The organism is Mucilaginibacter celer (assembly GCF_003576455.2).
GTDB lineage: Bacteria > Bacteroidota > Bacteroidia > Sphingobacteriales > Sphingobacteriaceae > Mucilaginibacter > Mucilaginibacter celer.
Genome location: NZ_CP032869.1, coordinates 1843061 through 1865629, shown reverse-complemented (window position 1 = coordinate 1865629; position 22569 = coordinate 1843061). Strand labels below are relative to the sequence as shown.

General features: G+C 43.8%; 8 protein-coding genes. 2 read left to right on the top strand and 6 right to left on the bottom strand.

The window, feature by feature from the left end:
• Nucleotides 1–86: 86 nt before the first annotated feature.
• The 4 genes from HYN43_RS07240 to xyl3A all read right to left on the bottom strand — a co-directional run bounded on the left by HYN43_RS07240 (nt 87) and on the right by xyl3A (nt 12427).
• Complete coding sequence (locus HYN43_RS07240) at nt 87–3659, bottom strand: VCBS repeat-containing protein (RefSeq protein ID WP_119408803.1); 3573 nt, start codon at nt 3657–3659, stop codon at nt 87–89.
• Between the two features lie 108 nt (nt 3660–3767).
• Nucleotides 3768–5327: a RagB/SusD family nutrient uptake outer membrane protein gene (locus tag HYN43_RS07235; RefSeq protein WP_119408802.1), complete on the bottom strand. Its 1560-nt coding sequence runs from the start codon at nt 5325–5327 to the stop codon at nt 3768–3770.
• Nucleotides 5328–5351: 24 nt separating this feature from the next.
• Entirely contained in the window at nt 5352–8543 is a 3192-nt protein-coding gene (locus HYN43_RS07230) for a SusC/RagA family TonB-linked outer membrane protein (RefSeq protein ID WP_245447180.1), read from the bottom strand.
• A gap of 1289 nt (nt 8544–9832) precedes the next feature.
• A complete protein-coding gene (xyl3A, locus tag HYN43_RS07225; protein WP_119408801.1) occupies nt 9833–12427 on the bottom strand; it encodes a xylan 1,4-beta-xylosidase in 2595 nt (864 codons plus the stop codon).
• 297 nt (nt 12428–12724) lie between these two features.
• Between xyl3A and HYN43_RS07220 the strand changes: the two genes are divergently transcribed.
• Nucleotides 12725–13618, top strand: a complete 894-nt coding sequence (locus HYN43_RS07220; RefSeq protein ID WP_119408800.1) for a sialate O-acetylesterase — start codon at nt 12725–12727, stop codon at nt 13616–13618.
• Nucleotides 13619–13851: 233 nt separating this feature from the next.
• Here the strand turns inward: HYN43_RS07220 and HYN43_RS07215 are convergent, their stop codons facing one another.
• On the bottom strand, nt 13852–18009 hold the full coding sequence (locus HYN43_RS07215) for a hybrid sensor histidine kinase/response regulator transcription factor (RefSeq protein WP_162996354.1): 4158 nt from the start codon (nt 18007–18009) through the stop codon (nt 13852–13854).
• Nucleotides 18010–18597: 588 nt separating this feature from the next.
• Here HYN43_RS07215 and HYN43_RS07210 point away from each other — a divergent pair.
• Nucleotides 18598–19725 carry an alpha/beta hydrolase gene (locus HYN43_RS07210; protein WP_119408798.1) on the top strand — a complete coding sequence of 376 codons (1128 nt, stop codon included), beginning with the start codon at nt 18598–18600 and terminating at the stop codon, nt 19723–19725.
• A gap of 123 nt (nt 19726–19848) precedes the next feature.
• On the opposite strand, the gene HYN43_RS07205 is transcribed toward HYN43_RS07210, so the two are convergent.
• Entirely contained in the window at nt 19849–22404 is a 2556-nt protein-coding gene (locus HYN43_RS07205) for a glycoside hydrolase family 9 protein (protein WP_205589892.1), read from the bottom strand.
• Nucleotides 22405–22569: the final 165 nt, after the last annotated feature.

The window sequence follows — 22569 nt, the reverse complement described above, 5'->3', positions numbered from 1 at the left end:
CTTTTTTGTATTTGTGTCAGACTGCTTCCTGAGATTGGGCGTGCAGTAACCCATGAAAGTATATTAATCAACATTTTTCGGTATTATTAAAGTTTTATTTCCTTTGCGCCGCCATTATTAGAAACAATCTTCACCTTTTGCATATCAGTGCCAACTTTCAGAAACCTTGCCGATTGCGATAAAAAAGACGAACCGTAATAAAACTCCTGCCTGGTAACAGAGCCATTTTTTGAGTATACTTCCGCATACGCATCCTGCGGCTCAACCCTTATCGTTTTTGCCGGTTTATTAAGCTTTAACAGTTTCAAATTGCCGTTGCGCTGGCTGGCCGACAGGTAATACCAGTTATCCTTACCCTGAAGTTTCACCAGGGCTTTGCCATCGCCGGGAATGCAGATTCCGCTTTGTAAAATGGAGAGTGATTTAAATCCGCCCTTGCCATCGCCTTTTAGCAGCAGCCCGTTTAAAGCATCGTACCGGCCTACCGAAACGTTGGTGCCGTAATCATTGCCATTAATAGCGACATCTAAATTACCGTCGCCATCAAAATCATCAACCACCATACCGTTAATGGCAGATACCTGGGCGTAGTTTGGCAGCGGATACATCCTGAATTTGCCATTACCCAAATTTTCGAGATAGCAAGAGGTAAGCGTGTTGGCTTTTAACCTAAGGGCGCTTTTCAATTGTTCGGGCGAGAGCAGATCCTGCAAGGTTGCATGTCCGAAAGAGCGGTAGTTCACAAATTTTTTCCGGAGACTGATCATTTGCTTAACAGCATCGTCACGAACAAAGGATGGAAATTCGCGCTTCACACCATCGGTATCCCGAAGAAACAGCGAGGGGAAAGCATCGGTTGTTTTGCGCTTATCAAAATCGCCGGCAGTAATATATACAGGCTCTTTGTCGCTCGCTTTGAAGAAACTGTTTTTTCCGAGATTGCCAACAATATAGTCGATCTTTCCGCAATGCCTGAAATCGCCTGCCGCGATAGAATTCCACCACCCAATTTTATCGGCAATACCCGAAGCATCAGTTGCATTGGTGAATTTGCCGTGGATGTTTTTAATAAATGTAACGGGCATCCACTCGCCGGCAATAACCAGATCCGGCCAGCCATCATTATCATAATCTGTAACCAGCGCATCGCAGGTTAATCCCAGTTTTTTTAAACAAGGGGCAACGGATGATGTTACGTCGGTAAACTGCAGTTTCCCCGGCTTACTGTCGTTACGTAAAATAAAGGATGATACCGGGTTAGGATAATGCCATGGATCAACACGGCCGGTTACCAGCAAATCCAGTTTGCCGTCTTTATTATAATCAAATGCCCTTATGCACAACTTACTGGTTAAATTGCCGGGTAAAGCATCTTTTTGTTCCCTGAAATGCCCGCGGCCATCGTTCAGGTAAATACGGTCGGCATAATTATTCGAGCCGGGGGCGCTTTCGTAGCCTCCACTGGCAATATATAAATCTGTTTTTCCATCGCCATCGGCATCAAAAAACAATAAACTTTCATCTTTATACTTTGCGCTATCCGGTTTCGCATCTATTAAATTTCGCTGAATGAACCTTCCATCTGCCTGCTGCAGGAAAGCCCGGGCCGGAAATTTACTGTTACCTCCAACTGCAATATCATCAAGGCCGTTGCCATCAATATCGGCTGATGCAAGTGCCGGTGAGTAAGCAGATAATTTGTGAGGCAATAATTTTTGAATGGTGAAATCGGCAAAGTCATCTTCCTTGTGCCGGTAATTAATTCCGGCCGCGCCTGTAATTTCGGTGAACAGGGCACCTGTGTTTTTCTTAGGGGTAATCCAGTTATAAGGCAGCCTTGCATCACTGATATCTACTTTCAGCGTTTGGTTGGCCTTTACATTTTTTAATACCTGTTTACGGTTATTTGGCCATCTGATCACTACCGAATCTAAAACATTATATTTCCCAAGGCCAAAGTGTGCAATGTTTTGTATGGATGATAAGTATCCGCGGTAGGGATTATTTTCGTATACCTGGTGTTGCCCACCTCCGTAATAAAGATCTACCCATGCGCCTAAACCATCCCTGTTAAACTTATCACCCTTAAATTTAATGTTCAGGCTGTTGGAGGTTTGGGGATGGATGGTACGGCTGTTGTTTTTATAAATAAGCGCCTCATCATTAATGTTATTGATCACCATATCAACGGCACCGTCATTGTTCAGATCGGCGTAAGCTGCCCCGTTCGAAAATGTCGGTACATCTAATCCCCATTGGCTTGAAACGTCGGCAAAATTCAGATCGCCACTGTTTTGAAAAGCATAATTATGGATTTTGACGGTGGGGATCTGGTCTAAAATAGTTTTTTTTGAAGCGGTAGAATAAGGGTTGTTCCGGAAAACGATAAAATCATGATCGGTAACATCCTTCGGAAAGCCGTTGGTTACAATGATGTCGCGATAGCCATCGTTATTAAAATCGGTTATCAGCGGTGTCCAGCTCCAATCGGTCTCGGTTATGCCGCTCAAAAAGCCGGTTTCGCTGAATACCGGTGCCTTAATAGAATCATTTTGTCCTAAGCCCGGCCCGTGGTTTATCTGCAAGGTGTTACGGGCATACTGATATTGATAGGCATAATGATTAAACAGCTCGTACGACTGGTAGGCATCCGGCATCGACATCATCTTTTTCCGGTAATTATCAGGCGGCGACATATCCAGCTCAAATACATCGGCAAGGCCGTCGTTATTTAAATCTTCAATATCCTGGCCCATCGCGTTCATTGAAGTATGCTTAAAGTATTCTTTCGATCTGTTGGTGAATGTACCATCACCATTATTGATGTAGAGGATGTTGGGCGAGATAAAATCGTTGGTAACATAAATATCCTTCCATCCGTCCCTGTTTATATCCACAATTGTTGCGGCGTGTCCGTAACCTTCAATCGAGATGCCTGCTTTTTTTGATACATCTACAAATACCGGGTGCTTCAGTTTGTAGTCCCATCTGCTCTCGTATAACCTCCCTGTACTTTTACCGGTACCATCCGAAATTATAGGGCGAAACTGATTGGCGTAGTAACCATCGCCGGGGCGGTTAACGGTGAGGTACATATCCAGGTGGCCATCGTTATTATAATCAAAAAATGCGGCCATGGTTGAATACGCGTGAATATCAAGGCCATATTCTTTTCCTTCTTCCTTAAAGTGCGGAATTCCTTCTTTATCCGTGCCCTGGTTTATGTAAAGCAGGTTTTGCCGTTTAACGCTATCCTGCAACAGCGAATTGCATACATAAATATCCTGCAAACCGTCGTTATTAATATCTATTACAGCAACCCCTCTGCCCCATTTGCCCAGGCCATTTACACCGGCTTTATCGGTAATATCGTCAAATTTAAAATCGCCGCGATTCAGGTATAGCTTGTTTGGTACCATATTGCCCGAAAAATAAATATCAGGCAAGCCGTCATTATTAAAATCACCTATACCAACGCCGCCGCCATTGTAAACATTAGCATTGTCAATCGGGTTGATAGAGTCGTTCTCGGTAATTAAATTATTAAAGGTGATACCTGAGTGCGACGAGGGTATTAACTCAAACAGTGTCGCCTTCTTCTTTGCACACGAAAAAACAACAACGCCAAACAGTAGTAAAGCAGGGTAAAATTTCTTCATCTATAATTGGTTTATACGGAAAAGATAGGCTGCTATGCACAGCCTATCTTTTTTAACAAGTACTGAAATAAATACTATTTAACTGTTATAGTATCTGCAATTTAACTATTAATAGCCAGGGTTTTGATGCCCGTTTACTTTAGGGTTATTATCCAGCTCAGATTGCGGAATTGGCAACAGTTCATCCCTGCCTTTTCTGAAATATGGGAACGGATCGGTAGTGAAATATTGCTTTTTCCTCCAGCGAAGGATATCGATATTTCTCACTTCCTCGCAACCCATTTCTACCATTTTTTCGTGCATAATGGCTTTCACTACGTCAGCTTTTGAACCAACCGGAAATTGCGCCGTTGGATAAGCAGGCATAGCAACATCTGCACGGGCACGGATCATATTAAGGTAATTAACTGCTGCTGCTGTATTACCCAGCTCGTTTTCGCATTCGGCCAGCATCAGTATAACCTCGGCATAACGAATGATGCGCTGGTTGTTGCCACCCGGGTGGAAACCTGCCGCCGGTAAACCTTCCTTGTAAATGATCATAGATTTACGGAAGCTGATTTTTTTAGTAACGCCGTTCATTACAGAAGAGTTACCATTCTGATCACCATCTGTAAGTATCGACGCACCTTTGTTATAGGTATCGCCGCTTTGATAACAGGTATAGTGAAAACGGGGATCGGATTTGGCCGCACCTGTTGCGGTGTTCTCAAACTCGTTGATCAGTTTATTTGAGGGGATCAGGTTTCTCCAGGCAATTGGGTTATACTCCTGGTTACGCACGGTGGTTTGTGCTTCGGTTGGGCTGTCGCCACCCCAGTTAAAGCCGCCATCGTTCTTGTCAACAAATACAATCTCGAAAATAGATTCGCTGTTAAACTCCGTTTCCTCTTCAAAGTTATCCAGGTACCTGCTGGTTAACGAGTAACCGTTTGTTCCGGTAGTCGGGATTTTTAAAAGCGCTGCTTTTGCACCGGCGTAGTCGCCTGTTTGCATCAACACACGGCCCAGCATGGCATTTGCTGCCGAAGCTGTTGCGCGCCCCTTATCAGTACCGGTTTTTTCGGGCAGTACTGCTGCTGCATCCTGAAGATCCTTAATAATTACGGCATAAACCTCAGCTTCAGAAGCGCGCGGCTGAAAATCGCTGGCTGTTTTAACAGGCGCAGTAAGAAGTGGCACCCCACCCCATTGCGAAACAAGGTCGAAATAAGCCCAGGCACGCAAAAATTTAGCTTCGCCAATCAATCTGTCTCGCAGGGCCGCGTTATCAGTTACGGATGGTCCGTTTTGAATGGCCACATTTGCCCTGAAAATTACGGTGTACCAGTTGTTCCACACCGAGTTCATTACCGAATTGGTTGGATCAGTATTGCCATTAAGCATCTGTCCCCTTGGCGCTTCAAGTTGTCCGCCGCCGCTTGCAACCTCATCGCTCCTGAGGTCATGAATAAAAAACCACTCGCGTGATACCAGGCCTACCGAGTGGATGGCAACATAAATGGCATTTACCCCCTTGGTTAACTGATCGCTGGTTTTATAATATTGGTCTGTTGTTACGTTATTAGGGTCGCTGGTGTTAAGAGATCCTTTTTTGCAGGAGTTAACCGTAGCCGTTACAATAATAGCTGTAAGGGCTGACCATACGAATATTTTTTTAGTTTTCATCGCTATATCTTTTTAAATTAATCGTTAAAAGGTTGCCTGCAAGCCCAACTGAACTGTTCGCGGTTGCGGGTACTGTCCGTAATCAATACCATTGGTTAAGGTACCGTTACGAGAGCCGATTTCCGGATCAAGACCTTTGTATTTTGTAAATGTTAAAAGATTGGTTGATGCCAGATAAATCCTGAGCCTGTTTAACGCATTGTCTGTTTTTGATCTTAACCAGGCAGCAGGGAAATTATAACCAATCTGCATGTTTTTAACGCGCAGGTATGACCCGCTCTCAATCCACCTGGTAGATGGGTTTTTATTACCGTTCGGGTCGCCTGAAATGGCGCGCGGAATATCTGTATTGGTATTTGAAGGTGTCCAGGCCCTTAAAACATTAGTACCGGCGTTAAAAAGCCTTGGCATACCTTCCAGGATGATCCTTTCTGCATTGAAGATCTTATTGCCATAAACACCCTGGAAAAATACCACAGCATCGAAATTTTTATAAGATGCCGAATAGTTTAACGAATAGGTGAATTTAGGCAGGTAACTACCGATAAAAGTACGGTCGGCGTCGTTGATAACACCATCATGATTTATATCCTTAAACCTGATATCGCCCGGAGCAGCTCCTGTTTGCTTAGCCGCGCTTGCAACCTCGGCAGCGTTTTGAAAAATCCCATCTGTAACAAGGCCAAAGAATGACTGAACCGGTTGGCCAACTACTGTATTGGTTATCGGGCCGCCGCCGCCATAATCTGCATCACCGCCTGCGGTAATTGATGCATTGGCAGTGCTAAGCGTTAAAACTTTATTTCTGTTGAGTGCAAAAGTTCCGTTAATATCGTATTTGAACTCACCGCTTGTTTTATGATACCCTAAGGTGATCTCAAACCCGCGGTTGCGCATTGATCCTACGTTGGCCAGGGTTCCGGCACCATTAAAACCAAAGCTTGGCGGCGTAGGTACCGTTAACAAAAGATTATCGGTTTTCCTGGTATAAACCTCTGCAGATATGGTAATGGCTTCCTGGAATAAACCCAGATCCAAACCGATATTGGTTTGTTTGGTTGTTTCCCACGAAAGATCGAGATTACTTAAACCGCTGTAAAACGATGCATTTCCAAGATCGCCCAGTGAACCATTGAAGGGATAAGTAGCAATGTTAGATGATATAGGCTGCAAATAAGGATAATTACCTAATACTGTACCATTAATACCTGTTACACCGTAACCGGCCCTAAGTTTCAATGACGAAACCGACTTGAGCCCTTTCATGAAATTTTCCTGATCTACCTTCCATCCTAAAGACGCGGCCGGGAAGCTTTCATGTTTGTGCCCCGGCGCAAATACCGACAAACCGTCACGACGGATAGAACCGGAAATAAGATATTTACCCTCAAAATCATATCCAACGCGGGCTACTTCAGACACGAGCAGGTTGGTGCCATAAGTGTAGTTAGTGTAAAGGTTGGTAGCACCGTTAAGCGTTTTTACCGTATTGGTATTTTGATTACCTGATGATACCTGGTTATCGCCGCGAGAGCTTTGAGCTTCATAAACTAAAACGGCATTTACGTGGTGCTTGCCGATAAACGTTTTATCGAAAGTAAGCTGTTGCGAATACAGTTGCGTGGTGCCTGTGCTTCTGCCGTAGTTAATAACGGCGGTTGGTGATTGGGAAGTACCCCCGTCATTATAAATAGGCGTGTAGGTATTGTTTTGATTGGTGCTATAGTCAATACCATAAATTGACTTAAAGTTTAACCACGAGGTAAATTTAAGCGTGGCATAAGCATTACCGTGCAGCGTGAATCCGTGATTGGTATTATTGATCAGTTTGGCAGCTTCAATAGGGTTGGTTGGATCCGAACCGTCGAAACTGTTTTGTGGCCCCATAAATCCGCCTGCGTTATTAGGGTTGTAAACAGGCAGATAAGGTTGCATCCTAACCACATTGGTGATGGCACTACGATTACCGGCATCAACACCATAACGCTGATGATTTACACTAACGTTAAATGTTTCGCCAAACGACAGAAACTTGCTGATGGTATGATCAGAATTGGCACGGAAAGCCTTGTGATTTGCAGTTAAGCCCTGGGCAATACCCTGATGATCAAAGTAATTTGCCGAAGTGTAGAAACGGGATATTGCATTACCACCGCTCAATGCAACATTGTGCTGTTGTATCGGCGCATTGCTTCTAAAATATTCGTCCTGCCAGTTGGTATTGGTTTGGGCGAAGGTTTGAGAAGCACCAGCATAAATTGGCTTGTTAAAGTTTTCCGACTGCAGACGTGGCGGCAACGCTATCCCGGCCGAGCCGTTAAGCGCGCGTTCATATTGCAGGTACTGCTGTGTATTAAGCAGATCGTATTTTTTAATAACGTTTTGCAAGCCGTAATATGAATCAATAACAACTTCTGTGCGGGTGTTGTTATTACCTTTTTTTGTAGTGATGATAATAACGCCGTTTGTACCACGTGAACCATAGATTGCCGCGGCGCTGGCATCTTTCAACACGTCAATACTTTGAATATCTTTAATATCAACGCCTGTAAGGCTGCCCGGATATCCATCAACGATATACAAGGGATCAGATCCGAAGTTTACCGAGCTGATACCACGCAATGAAATGATGGCACCGGTTCCCGGCCCACCGTTGTTTGTTACAGTAAGACCAGAAATACGGCCCTGTAAACCTTCAATACCACCCACCGGTAATGAAGCCAGGGTTTTACCGCTAACTGATGATACCGCACCTGTTACTTTGGCACGTTTTTGCGATCCGTAACCAACCACTACAACCTCTTCAAGATTTTTGGTATCTTTTTTCATTTGCACTTTAAGCTCAGTACCGCTGTTAACCGTAATCTCCTGCTGACTAAAGCCCACTAATTTAAAAACCAGCACCGCGGAATTTCCGGGTACCGATATTTTAAAATTACCATTGGCATCGGTAGTAACACCCTGTGTGGTGCCTTTTATAGCAACCGCCACACCAGGCAGCGGCAGGTTATCTTCGTCTGTTACCTTACCTGTTACATTAAATGCAGGCTTAAGGTTCAAAACACCGCTTTCGGTAATGATACCGCCTTTTACCAAACTTGCCGAACCAGCGATACGGGCATTTGACACCGATGGCATAGCTAACGTGCATCCTGTTAGGATGAGCGTAGCATAACGCCACCTTTTATTATAAATTTTTTGTAAAGAATACTTCATGTTGTTAAGTTTTAAAATTTCGATTCGATTGAAAAACGCCGGCTTATTGTCTGCACAACATCCTCCTCATCGTTTAAGCGCTTTCTGCTTAAAAACTATTCTGATATCTCTTTATAGAGATCCGCCTGTAATTAAATGGCCAGGCGGGTAATACCGGATTGAAGCGTTCCGTATTTATCCCGGATCTGAAAATCTTTCTTGTGTCTTGTCATAATTTTCTTGTTAGTGGTTAATGGTTGATAATTGATATTTAGGTGTTATTAATTTCAAATTCAAACAACATCTCATTGACGGATCGGGCCTGACGTTTAATCAACCGGATATTCAAGAGCTTAAATCATTTATCATATTGCAGGTGAAGCAACAGATGCCATGAACGAGTACGCTATTATTTTAACATGTTTATAATTGGGTAATCCGTTATGCTAACGGACCGTTGGGTTACAAAACCTTCAGGTTGTTTGTAACAACAGGAGTAAAAGTATCTTTCGCGGCCGGGGCGGTAGCGCAATATTTATCTTAATCTTACAACATTTGTTTAACGGCAGGCCCTCAAATTATTGTATTTTAACCGGCGAACATGAGTTGTAGCGTTATAAAAATCTGTTTTATTGGGATTCAGCTGCATAGTTGAAAATTCAATTAAATTACTTATAACCAAGTACTTAATTAAAAAAACAATAAGAAAAAACCAGGCTTAAGCCTTTTGTTATTGGTTTATCAAACATGTGTATCCGTTAACAAACCAATCAAACCGGCTTATTAGACAAGGAAAATTAACTGTTAAAATAACACAAGAAAAAATTTCATTTTTTCAATTTGATGGTGATTCAGTCTATCTCCCCTAAAAACATCTTTTTAAAATAAATTAAAAACAAATAGGAAGAAAATAAAGTACGAAGTGTAACATTTAGCAATCGATTGAATACAAAGTAACTACCTTTAAAATATAAGTGTTATTTACACAATTAATAATCTATTTACAGTACCAAAAATGTAACTAACTGGTGATTGTATCGGTTATACGCAGCATGGCAGAAGCGGGTGCTTTTGCGAAAACCAGGGGCAGGATAAACGGCCTTGAACCATTAAAATTAAACACAGGCCAAATGCCTCCTACCGGCCTAAGTTAATTGTACTGCACGTATCAATAAAACGAAAAAGGACAGCCTCGCGCTGTCCTATAACCAATTTTTAAAGTAGAGAAGAAAAGTTTTATGCAGATAACAAGCGTAAAAAACGTTGCCTGCCAATGAAATATATATTTATGTGTTATATATAGAGTTATACTATTTAATAGATAGCTTAACAGCCTTTAAATCAACCTTGTCCGAACTGCTGCCATAAAGCACTTCATAATCACCCGGAGATACCTTTACCACACCGTTTTCAGCATCAAAAAATTCAAAGGACTTTGGCGGTAAATTAATAGCTGCCAGGGCAGTCTTTCCCGCAGGCAGGGCCACGCGCTTAAAGGCCCGTAAGGTTTTAACAGGCCCATCGGTATCGCCAATTTTATGAACGTAAACCTGCAATATTTCTGTACCATCACGCCTGCCGGTGTTATTTACGGGTACCGATAACTGTACTGTTTCGTTAGCACTAATAGTATTTTTACTCAGCTTTGCATCACCTATGCTAAACGTGGTATAGCTTAAACCGAAGCCAAATGGAAATAAAGGTTCCTGATCCAGGAAGCGGTAGGTGCGCCCTTTCATTTGGTAATCGCTAAAATCGGGCAGTTGGTTAATGCTTTTATAAAATGTAACCGGGAGATGGCCGGCAGGGTCATAATCACCAAACAATACATCGGCAACTGCCTGCCCTCCAGATTCACCTCCATACCATGCCTGTAAAATAGCTTCACAATTACCGGTTTCGGGCACGAGACCAACTGCTGATCCTGAACAGTTTATGAACACCACCTTTTTGCCGGCGTTTTTAAGCGCTGCAAGACAGTTGCGTTGCACGGCCGGCAATTCAATATCGGTACGGTCGCCGCCTTTGAAGCCGGGTAACTGAATAGGCATTTCTTCACCTTCCAGGCGGGGCGAGATACCGCCCGCAAAGATCACTACGTCTGCATCGTTAACCTTGTTAATCAACGCATCGTAAGTTATTGATACTTCTTTACCAAAGTTAAAGAACAGGTTTGCAGCCCAGTTGTTGAGCTGCTTATAACGCAATTCAACTTTATAGCTTTTCCCGGCCTCCGCCTGTAGTACATAACGCCCCGGAATTAAACGCCAGCTACCATTACGCAATACCGTTTTTCCATCAATCAGCAGTTCTCCCCAACCGGTGCATTCCAGTTTAAAAACAATATCGCCGGTGATGGATGGTTTATAAACGGTTTCATACTTTGCTGAAAAATCTTCAGTATTAACACCCTGGGCAAATTGGTGCGCACCGAAGGTAGTAAGCGACATCGGCCCTGTTACCCGGGTAGTTATAACGGGGTTACCCTCCATGTTTCGATTATTCCAGTAAGTGGCTTTGATACCCGGCTGGCCATCCGCACCACTTTCAGTAATACCGGTTTCGGTAACCTTATCGTCGGTTATATCGCAGGCCTTATCATAAATGATCTGGCCGGGACTTAATTTCGATCTGATCCCGTCAAGAATATTGATGGTACTTGCAGGCGTGCCGTTATAGTTGCCCCAAAGCATTGGCGAATCATCGGCGTTAGGGCCAATTATTGCCACTTTCTGAACTTTTTTGCTTAAGGGCAGGATGTTGTTTTTGTTTTGAAGCAAGGTCATGGTTTCACGTGCCATATCGAGCGCCAGTTTTTGATGCGCAGGTGAGTTAACTACCGAAAGCGGGATCTTTGTCCACGGAACTAATTCGTCCTTATCCATCTCACCTAATTCAAAGCGCTGGGTCATTAACCTTACTACACTAACATCGATATCCTTTTCCCTGATTAAACCGCGGGCAACGGCATCCGGGATCTTGTCAAAGGCATAGCCTACGCATTCCACATCAGTACCGGATAATACCGCTTTAGCCGATGCATGTGCAGCATCCGACGAAGATTTATGAGTGCGGTAAAAATCGGTAATGGCTCCGCAATCGGATACTACGAGGTATTTAAAGCCCCAGTCCTGCCGTAAAATCTGGCCGAGCAAACGGCTGTTGCCGCAGCAGGGTTCATCATCAAGCCGCTGGTAGGCGCACATCACTTCGCGCACATCGGCTTCGGTAACCAGCGACTTAAATGCAGGCAGGTAGGTTTCCCATAAATCGCGCGCGCTTACGTTGTTGATATTTATTTCGTGGCGGCTCCACTCCGGCCCTGAGTGTACGGCGTAGTGCTTTGCGCAAGCCAGCAATTTACGATATCGCCCATCCGCCGGCCCTTGCAAACCCTTTACAACCGACACACCCATGCGCGAGGTAAGGTAGGGGTCCTCTCCGTAAGTTTCCTGCCCGCGCCCCCAACGCGGATCGCGAAAGATATTGACATTCGGTGTCCATACAGATAAGTCGTGAAAACGCTGGCTCTCCCCTTTTTTCTTGTAATCATTGTTTTTAGCTCTTGCCTCGTCGGATACAGCATCAAAAACATGAAATAGTAGCTGATCATCAAAGGACGCTGCCATACCTATAGGTTCAGGGAATACGGTTACCGGGCCCTGGTTGGCATAACCGTGCAGCGCTTCGCTCCACCAGTTAAATTTTTTTATGCCGAAACGGGGTATCGCATCGGATATATCTTTCATCAGGCCCACTTTTTCTTTAAGGGTAAGCCGCTTCACCAAATCTTTTGCCCTAACTTCCGATGGTAGTTTTGGGTTTTGATAGGGCAATTTCTGTGCGCTTGCGTAAATAGTATTAAAAAATAATGTACTTATCAGTAAACATTGTTTAAGGTTCATATACAATTGGTGGTTAGTCTGGTTTGCAGATTCAAATGTATCGAGAGCCATAAACTTTAAATGACACGCATGTTGAAAAGGTTAACACTTTGGTTTACCGCAATTCGATGTATTTTAAATACATGTTAATCACATATTTATGATTTATCGGCTCTTGCTAACAGGCCATTAAAAAAAACGGCGTAAACAACTGTTATAGCACTTTCAACAATTGTTGTAATAGCATAATTGGCGGTTAGGCTATTTTTATGGGATGACAGGCGGCTTTATCTGTCGCCATAAAAACCCAAATATCAAATGAAAGCAAAAAGCTTTTTTCTTTCCCTGTTTGTGATTATTGTGTTGCTCGCCGGCAAGGCATCGGCCCAAAACAAAAAGTTTTATATTTTTTTATGCTTTGGCCAATCCAACATGGAAGGCAATGCACGCATACAGCCACAGGATACTATTGTGGATCCGCGTTTACAGGTATTGGAAACTGTTAATTGCCCCAACCTTAAACGCAGCAAAGGCAACTGGTACACGGCGGTACCGCCGCTGGCCCGCTGTAATACCGGCCTTACCCCTGCTGATTACTTTGGCCGCACCTTAATAGCCAACCTGCCCGGGGATATAACCGTGGGTATTGTTAACGTATCGGTAGCGGGCTGTAAGATTGAATTATTTCAGAAAGATATTTTTAAAGATTATGCTGCCACGGCACCCGCATGGATGGTGAATATGATTAATGAATACGGGGGCAATCCCTATGGTCATTTGGTGGAGATGGCTAAAATAGCACAAAAATATGGCGTGATTAAAGGGATCTTGCTGCACCAGGGCGAATCAAACCCCAATGATACCCTCTGGACACAAAAAGTGAAAGGGATTTATACTATGCTGATGAAAGACCTTCATTTAAAAGCCAGAAAAGTGCCGTTATTGGCCGGCGAATTGGTTAACGAGGATCAGGGCGGTAAATGCGCCGCTATGAATGGTATAATTGATAAACTCCCGGAGGTTATCTCAAACGCCTACGTGATTAACTCGGCCGGTTGCCCGGCAGCACCCGACAAACTTCATTTTACGGCCGGGGGGTACCGGATGTTAGGCACAAGATATGGGCTAAAAATGCTTGAGCTGCTGGGTTATAAGGCGATGGTTACTTCCGATCCTTTGCCTGTTCAAACAAAGGGAAACTCAGGCAAATAATATCTATTATATTATCACCATAAGTGAGTGTGTTTAATAGAATTCTAAAAAAGATTAATTGCCGTTGGTTTTAACCAACGGTGAAGATGCCGGAAATTTTTGGCTTTAGCCCAACTCGGTACGGCTGATTTGGGCTAAAGCCCTTTCATTGTCAATCAATATTCCGTTAGTTGAAACCAACGGCAATGAAGTTTATTTACCCATTAACGGCTTTAATCGAATTTAATCGGCTTTTAAGCAACACTCTTAACGCTTCCCTTTTTCACCCGGTATTCGGATGGCAGGATATTATATTTTGCCTTGAATGATTTGGTAAAGTAATGAGGCGTTGAAAAACCGATGGAATAAGCGATCTCGGCAATGGTCAGATCGGTTTTTTCCAACAATACCGTTGCCTTATCCAGTTTTATCGAGCGGATAAATTCTACGGGCGGTTCGCCGGTGAGCTCGGTGATCTTGCTATAAAACGATCCGCGGCTCATGCTAAAGTGATGGCTGATCTCTTCGACAGAAAATTTAGGATTGTTCATATTTTTCTCAATATACATCACCACATCTTTAATAAACCGTTCGGACGAAGATTCGATATCCATATCCGCAGGAATAACCTTAATTTTCTTCTGATAGGTTTCCTTAAGCGACTTATTTAAATGCAACAGGTTTTTGATCTTGATATTCAGGATATCGAAGTTGAAAGGCTTGGTTAGGTAGTCGTTCACCCCCAATTCCAAACCAGCAAGTTGTTCCTTTTGACTGGCCATGGCAGTTAATAAAATAATCGGGATGTGACTTGTTCGTTTATCAGCCCGGAGCTTACAGCTTAGCTGGATCCCATCCATATAAGGCATGCTGATATCACTGACTATCAAATCGGGGTGCACGGCAAGCGCTTTGTGCCATCCGTCCCGGCCGTTAACAGCCTCCGATACTTTGTAGTTGGCACCGAGGTTATCGGCCAGATAATGCCTCATCTCATCATTATCTTCAATAATTAATACATGAGGAGGGTTAACGCCTGTTGCAGAGCCTGACCGGGGTTTAATTTCAGTTTCCTCATCAATAATTTCGGCAACTGCTTCGCTGGCGATTTCATTGCGGATTGCAGTTTCTGACAAATTAATTACCGGCAATAAAATAGTTAAAGAAAATGTTGATCCTTTACCCGGTTCACTTTCTACGCTTATTTCGCCGCCATGCAACAGCACAAGCTCGCGGGTTATGGATAAACCTATTCCGCTGCCCTGGTTAAGAATGGCAGGCTGTGCATCGGCCTGGTAAAACCTGTCAAAAACATGCTTTACCTGATCGGGCGAAATCCCTGTGCCTGTATCCGCAACCGAGATGCTGAGCTGATATGAATTGCCATCGGCAGATACTACGGGAGCGGTAACTTCCACTGTAATTTGCCCGCCTGCCATCGTAAATTTGAAAGCGTTGGATAACAGGTTAAATAAAATCCGCTCCACTTTATCATGATCAAATTTTGCAAACAAGCGCTCGCCTGCTGTTTTAAATATGGTATTGATCTTTTTACGGTTAGCCAGGTCGTAAAACGAATCGGCAACTTCGCGCACAAATGATATAAATTCGCCCTCAACCAAATTCAGCTTAAGCTCGTTCTCTTCAAGCTTCCTGAAATCGAGCAACTGATTAACCAGGTTTAACAACCTGCGCGAATTTCTTTTAATAACACTCAATTGTTCCGTAACAGGTTCGGTGTTCGGTTGCTCCAAAAGCTTATCAACCGGTGCCATAATTAATGAGATCGGCGTACGGAACTCATGACTCAGGTTGGTTAAAAACTTAATCTTCATCTCATCAAGCTCATGCCGGGCTTCGGCCGCTTTACGTTCCTGCTCATCGTGCAGTTTCTTTTTAAGCTTTTTAACGCCTTGCCTGCGGATGAGCAACAACACACCAAAAGCAAGCAAAACGTAAAATATATAGGCATATATAGTCATCCAGAAAGGTGGTTTCACTATAATTTTCAACGAAGCGCCGGTATCATTCCATTTGCCGTCGTTATTGGAAGCCCGAACCCTGAAGGTGTATTCGCCGGGATCAAGGTTGGTATAACTGGCGGTTGTGGACGTACCCGCATTTTTCCAGGAATTACTAAATCCCTCCAATATGTACGAATATTTATTTTGCTGCGGAAGCGTATAATTAAGCGCCACAAAGCTGATGGTAAAATCCTGCTTATACTTAATGGTAATTTGCTTATCCTCGCTGATGTTGATGGGCTGAGGATTGTCATGATCAGGCGAAATCCGTTTACTATCTACGCTCAAGGTGGTTAACACAACCGGCGGTACATTTTTATTGAACCTGACATCCGAAGACTTAAAGTAATTAAAACCATCAACACCACCAAAATAAAGCGTGCCATCAGCAGCAATGATTCCGGCGCCGTTTAAAAACACATTATTTTGAAGGCCATTATCATGACAGTAAACGTAAAGTTTTTGGTCTGCCGGATCAATCCGACCAATGCCCTCGTTAGTACTAAACCATATATTACTCGTTTTATCCTGTAAAATTTTACAAATCACGCCGTTTGGCAACTGGTTGTTATATTTAAAAGCGGTTATTTTTTTTTGGAAATGATTATAACAAAAAAGTCCATCGCCATTGGTACCTATCCACATATTGCCATCAGCATCCTTTTTTAACGACACCACCTCGGCTATAGGTAAGCCGGTATTAGTGGGGTTCAGCGTTTCGAACACTCCGGTAGCCGGATTATATATCGCTATTCCGGTTCCATACGACCCGATCCACATATTGCCATCCCTATCCTCTTCAAATGCCCTGATGTAGCCGTTCGACGGAAGCTTGTACCCTTTTGCAGCCGAAAACGACGGTGCAAACCGGCGGAAGGTATCCGCTTTAGCATCAAAAATATCTACACCGGCCCCGTTGGTACCAATCCATACGTTACCGAAATGGTCTTCCTGGAAACAGAAAATATTATTTTGACTGATGTTTTGCTTTCCTTTACCGCCTGTAAATTGTGTGTAGGCATTATTTGCAGTATTGAGTTTAAAAACGCCGTGGCCAAATGTTCCTATCCATAATTGTTTTCTGCGATCAAGCAACATTGCCAAAATAGGAAGGCCTGCCGAATTTATTTTTTCCTTAGGCTGAATAAGTACGTGGCTGAAGCGGTTGGTTTTGTTATTGAAGATGCTCAAGCCGCCGCCATCTGAACCTACATACAACTCATTATCATTTTTCTGAGCAAATGATGATACAATGGGCGTACTTAAACCATAGGGATCCAACTCGGTAGGTTGCACATAATTAAATAAAGTGAGGTTCTTGTCGTACTTATTGATGCCGCCCATATAAGTACCAACCCAATAAATACCTTTGGGGTCGATGTAAATATTGCGGATGGATTTGCTGTTAAGGCTATACGGATCGCGGGGATCGTGACGGTAGCGGATGGATTGCCCGGTATTGATATCCATAATGTTAAGCCCCCCCTCTGTACCCACCCAAATATGGTTCTTATCCTCGGCAGCAACGCTGTAAACAATATCGCCGCATAATGAGTGCTCATCCTTATCATTGTAGCAATAATTGGTAAAATGCTCACCGTCTGTTGCCAGGCGGCTCAGGCCATTTGCGGTACCTACCCACACATTACCCATTTTATCCTCGGCTACAGTCATCACAACATCCGAAGGCAGGCTGCCGGGATCATTTTTTTGATGACGGAACCCTTTAAAGCGCTTGTGCGCCTCATCGTATAAATAAAGGCCCGCACCGGTACATACCCACATCCTGCCATAGCTATCCTCAAAAATATAGTTTATGGTTTTAACCGGAATCCCGCCCGGTTTATCTGTTCCGGTTTCGATATGGTTGATATGCTTCCGGTCGGGATTAATCACATCGAGTCCGTTTACGGTGCCCACCCAGATATAGTCCTTGCTATTTGCACAAACAGCAGTTACCACACCCTGGCTTATGCGCTGGCCTTTTAAAGGAGATGTAAAGCTTTGAAAAACGTCTGCAGCCCTATCGTAATAATAAAGACCGTAACCAATAGTGCTCACCCAAAGCGTACCACTATGGTCCATGCTTATCCCGCTTATTTCGTTCGAACCGAGTTCAACCTGCCTTTTAGTGCTAAGCGGATAAACCTTAAACCGCTTGCCATCATACCTGTTCAGGCTTTCTGAGGTGCCTATCCATATCATGCCGCTGTTATCCTTTAAAATAGCGGTTACGGCATTACCCATTAAACCCTGTTTGGTGGTTAGCGCAGTAAATTTAAGGTTAGGTTTTTGTGCATATACCGGGATGCAAAGCAGCATTAAAGCAGCCCGCACCAATACAACGCGCGCAATACAGGTAAGCACCGCAAAAATAGTTCTGCGCATATACAGCTGGGGTAAAAAATGCATCATAACAAACAGGTTATAAATTTCCGGTGCGGGCAGGCCGCAGGAAAAAAATGTTGATGAACTATGGTTTAAAAATTGGTATGGTTGATGTTTTTGAACAACATCATAATCCAAATTTACATTTTACGATAATGAAACAGGCAAACTTTTGTTCAAAGAAATACCACACTTGTTCAATACCATCAATAATTATTGTATAAAAGTGTATTTATAAATCTCTACGCAAAAGAGACCGCCAGATACATTATCGACAAACGTTGTAAAATTATACTAAAAACTGTGCATGACATTTTTCGCCCGAAAATATCTTTATATTAAAAAACGGGCAGAAAATCATCAAAAAAAAATATAAAAAACCATTTAAAAAGTATTCAATCCGGCGCAATACTTTGCTGTAGCGAATATCAGCATCCGGCAATATTCACGCATCAATGCCCTTTTCAATATGTGTAATAAAAACAATTAATCGCAATATAGTGATTTGTGATGACAAACGACTTTAAACAATAAGCAAATCTGAATAACAACATCGAATTCATCATACATAAACCTCAATATTCAATTATGAAACCAAAATGCTTACTTGCCCTATCGGCCATCACATTTGCCTGTGGTATTTGCAGGGCGCAAACTGCTTCGGGTCCGATAGCCGAAGATTTCAAACCATCTACCTATAACCAGCCCGGGCAGGATTACCCGCAGGTGAATTCGCAGGGCTATGCCCGCTTTCGCATCAACGCCCCGCAGTCCGACAGTATAAAGGTTAGCCTTGGCCTGGGTGGACGCGGTGGCACCAGGCTTACAAAAGGAGCCGACGGCGTTTGGACGGGCACCACAGAAGGCCCCATGGATGAAGGATTTCACTACTACCATTTAACCATCGACGGAGGGGTATTTAACGATCCGGGCACGTTGAATTTTTATGGTTCCACACGCTGGGAAAGCGGCATTGAAATACCCGCGCACGATCAGGATTTTTACGCGCTTAAAGATGTACCACACGGCAATGTGCAGCAAATTCTGTTCCCATCTAAAAGCACCAATACCTCGCGGAGGGCTTTTGTTTATACTCCACCCGGATACGAAAAGGACAAATCAAAAAAATACCCGGTACTATACTTACAGCACGGCTGGGGCGAGGATGAAACCGCATGGAGTAACCAGGGCCACGCCAACCTCATTATGGATAACTTAATTGCAAGCGGTAAAATACAGCCATTTATTATAGTAATGACCTATGGCATGACCAATGGATTGAGGCCCGGCCCCAACGCATTAAGAAGTTTTAAAATTGATCCTTTTCAGACTGTTTTAACTGATGAACTTATCCCCTACGTTGATGCCGGCTTCCGTACAAAGGCCGACAAGGCTCACCGTGCTATGGCAGGCCTTTCAATGGGTGGTATGGAGACACACATGATCACCCTGAACAAGCCCAATCTGTTTGCTTATTATGCCCTGCTTAGCGGTGGCATTTATACACCGGATGAGCTGAAGGATAAGACAAAGCCCAAACTGATATTTATTAGTTGCGGCAGCAAGGAAAGGCCCGAAGGTGTTAAAAGTGCAGTGGAAACATTAAAGGGAGCCGGATACAACGCCGTATCGTATGTATCTGAAAACACCGCCCATGAGTTTTTAACCTGGCGGAGGAGCCTTTACGAGCTTGCGCCATTATTATTCAAAGAATAAACACTTTTATATTTCGCTAACACCTCCAAAAATAAAACCCTGCCGACAGATCATCGGCAGGGTTTTATTTTATATCGAGGATTAATCAATCGTTGCTTTCAACCTGTTTGATAAAAAGTTTGATTAATTATGCTGCCCTAACTGATTAACGGCTCCCGACAAAACAACGTATTGTGCACAGCCTCCTATCGTTACTTCGTTCTCGCCCCAGAAAAACGGCCAGTCTTCTTTATTTTCAGGAAAATCGGGTTTCAGTAACAGGATACCTGGAACCACACCACCAGGGATAAACCTGAAATCGGCCCGGTTATTACCATAGGTTACTTTTTTTGAACGACCGCCAACTGCCGATACAAAGGAGAGGTTTGAATAAGGATGGCATCCGAAGATATAGTTCAACCCTTTATAAACATACTCCTGACCTATGATATTAGGGAAATACTTATTAGCATAGTAGTTGGTGATGGCAAAGTTTATTACCTGGCCGCTACCGCCCCAGCCGCCGGGAGTAACCGGTACACCATAAGGGTTTTGCTTATCATATTCATCGCACGAGGCTTTATATTTTTGCATATAGCCTGCAATTTTATCCTGGTAATCTTTGTCCATGTATGGATAGGCGTGCAAGGCATTAATCATAACAAAGCCGGGAAAACGATCAAGCATGGGCATGATCATTTTTTTGAAATGATCTGCAAACTGCGGCTCCTTTGTGGTGATATATAATTGAAGCGCGGCCTGCATTTCGTTGCCCGAGGCAAACATGTTACGTGCTTTAGCAGCCGAGTCCATATGCATTTTCAGGCTGTCGTCTTCAAGCCACAGTTTGCGGGCACATTGCAGGCTTTTTACAGATAAGGTATCGTTGTAGCCTTTCAGCGCCCTGCTGGCTGCGGCAAGTGCTGCCGCAGTCTGGTAATCCAGTGCAATGTTCCGGGTGGTAAACGCCCATCTGTCATCCATCGTACCACTTGATTTACCATCCGATTGATAAGGTTTTAATAATGGATTGTAAGGCAGATTGTCTGTTTCGTTAACCGCATCGCCAAGGTGGTGGTACTGGTGTAAGTTTGGCACAATAATTCCGCGCGCTGCGTGGCCGATATTCACTACCTGCGCCACCAGTGCAAGCGTACCGTGTTCCAGTTGCTGTAAAACATCGGGCTTACCATCCGGCCGGTGTATATCAACGTAGTGGGTTGGGTAATCAACATAAGTTTCATCACGGTCTATCTTAAAATTCTCCCAGGCCTCGGCAAAACTTAGTACAACGCTACAATGCGATGGCGTTTCGATGTCAAAATCACCGGCATCAAACCACCCCCCAACGTTAAGGCCGGGGATGCGCTCAAGCGGTTTGTATTTGGTATCGGTTGTGGCCCCCATTTTGTAAGTATCAAAGTGCTGATGATTGGGCGGAGCCTGCAAGGCATCATCCAAAAACGGAGCGCCATGCCACACGCGGTAGGCCTCATTCACCATCATATGGTCCATCTGAACAGGGAACCAGACATCCATAGTGGGGTGCCCTATGTTTTCATAAACGTTGGCATTAATAGGAAAGGCATTGGTTTTTTGATTGCCGTAGGCAATAACATATAAACCGGATTTTTTTACGCTGCTGAAATCAAACTTTAAATAATTATAGCGGGTAAATTGGCCCCAGTGCTGCACGTCTGATTTTAGCCGTTCAATATATTTCCCGTCGGCTGTTACCTCAAAAAGAGTTGCGGTTTTTAACGGCGCATCACTTTTATCAAGTTCTATTACGGCCGTTTTTTGTTGCTCCGGACGATAACCTACCTGCGAAAACTCAATTACCGGCGCACGTTTCCAGTTAGGTACGGCGTTAGGCTCGATATACCAGGTTAACACCTTGCCGGTTTTACCGGCGGGTAACAGGCTACGCACAATAAACCAACCGTTTTGCGCAAGGCTTCGGCCGTCAAATAACATCAGATCGGCATCAGCTGATTGGATTTTGATATTACGTTCAGGATCTTCAGGAGCCATCACCAGCGTTTTGCCGGTAGCAAGCGGAGCCGGATCAATAAATTCGTTGCGGCCTCGGTCATCAAAGGTGCTAAAGCCTGCAAACTGAGGAACCTTCTGACCCGAAGGAAGCATTTTTGTTAAGCCTGCCGGATACAAAGGAAACTCGCCCGGTTTTCCGTCAACAAAAAATGTTTTCTCAAAATAAGCGGACGGGATTACCTCGAGATTAAACCCTGCCCTGCCGGCTAACTTCTCCGGAACAGGCTTATCGAGGTATAAACTCAACTCAACACCATTACCTTTTGATACTACGCTGATCCGCGAATCAAAATCATAATCGGCATAATGCATGGTTACATCTATACGGTGATTAACACTATCTACCTTTCGGCTCGACATCGTAGGTACCAGGTCCCATTGCTCGGGCGTGTTTTGCAGGCGTACCGCGCCGCCGGTAATGGTACGCACACCGTGGTGAATCAGTTCAACGCCCGCAGTTTTTTCGTCCTGGAAAATTCCGTTATATTGATTACTGAATACCAGTACGTTTACGCCGGGCGTTTCAAAGTAGCCCAGTTTATTTAGTTTTAGTTTTTGAGCCGGGCTCCGGAGGGCTGGCAGGCAAAAAATTAAAGCCATCACCACCACCGTAACCGGCTTGGGTAAGTAAATTTTTAATTGCATGGTTTATAAGATTGATTTTAGAAGTTTATAATCGGGCGCTGATTGCAGCCTTACGAAAGTATCCGTACCAGACATGGATTGCTACCACAAACCAATATTTTGATACCACGAATGTATCCGCAAACCCGTACGAAAAAAAAGCTATATCATTGTTACAATTGATGC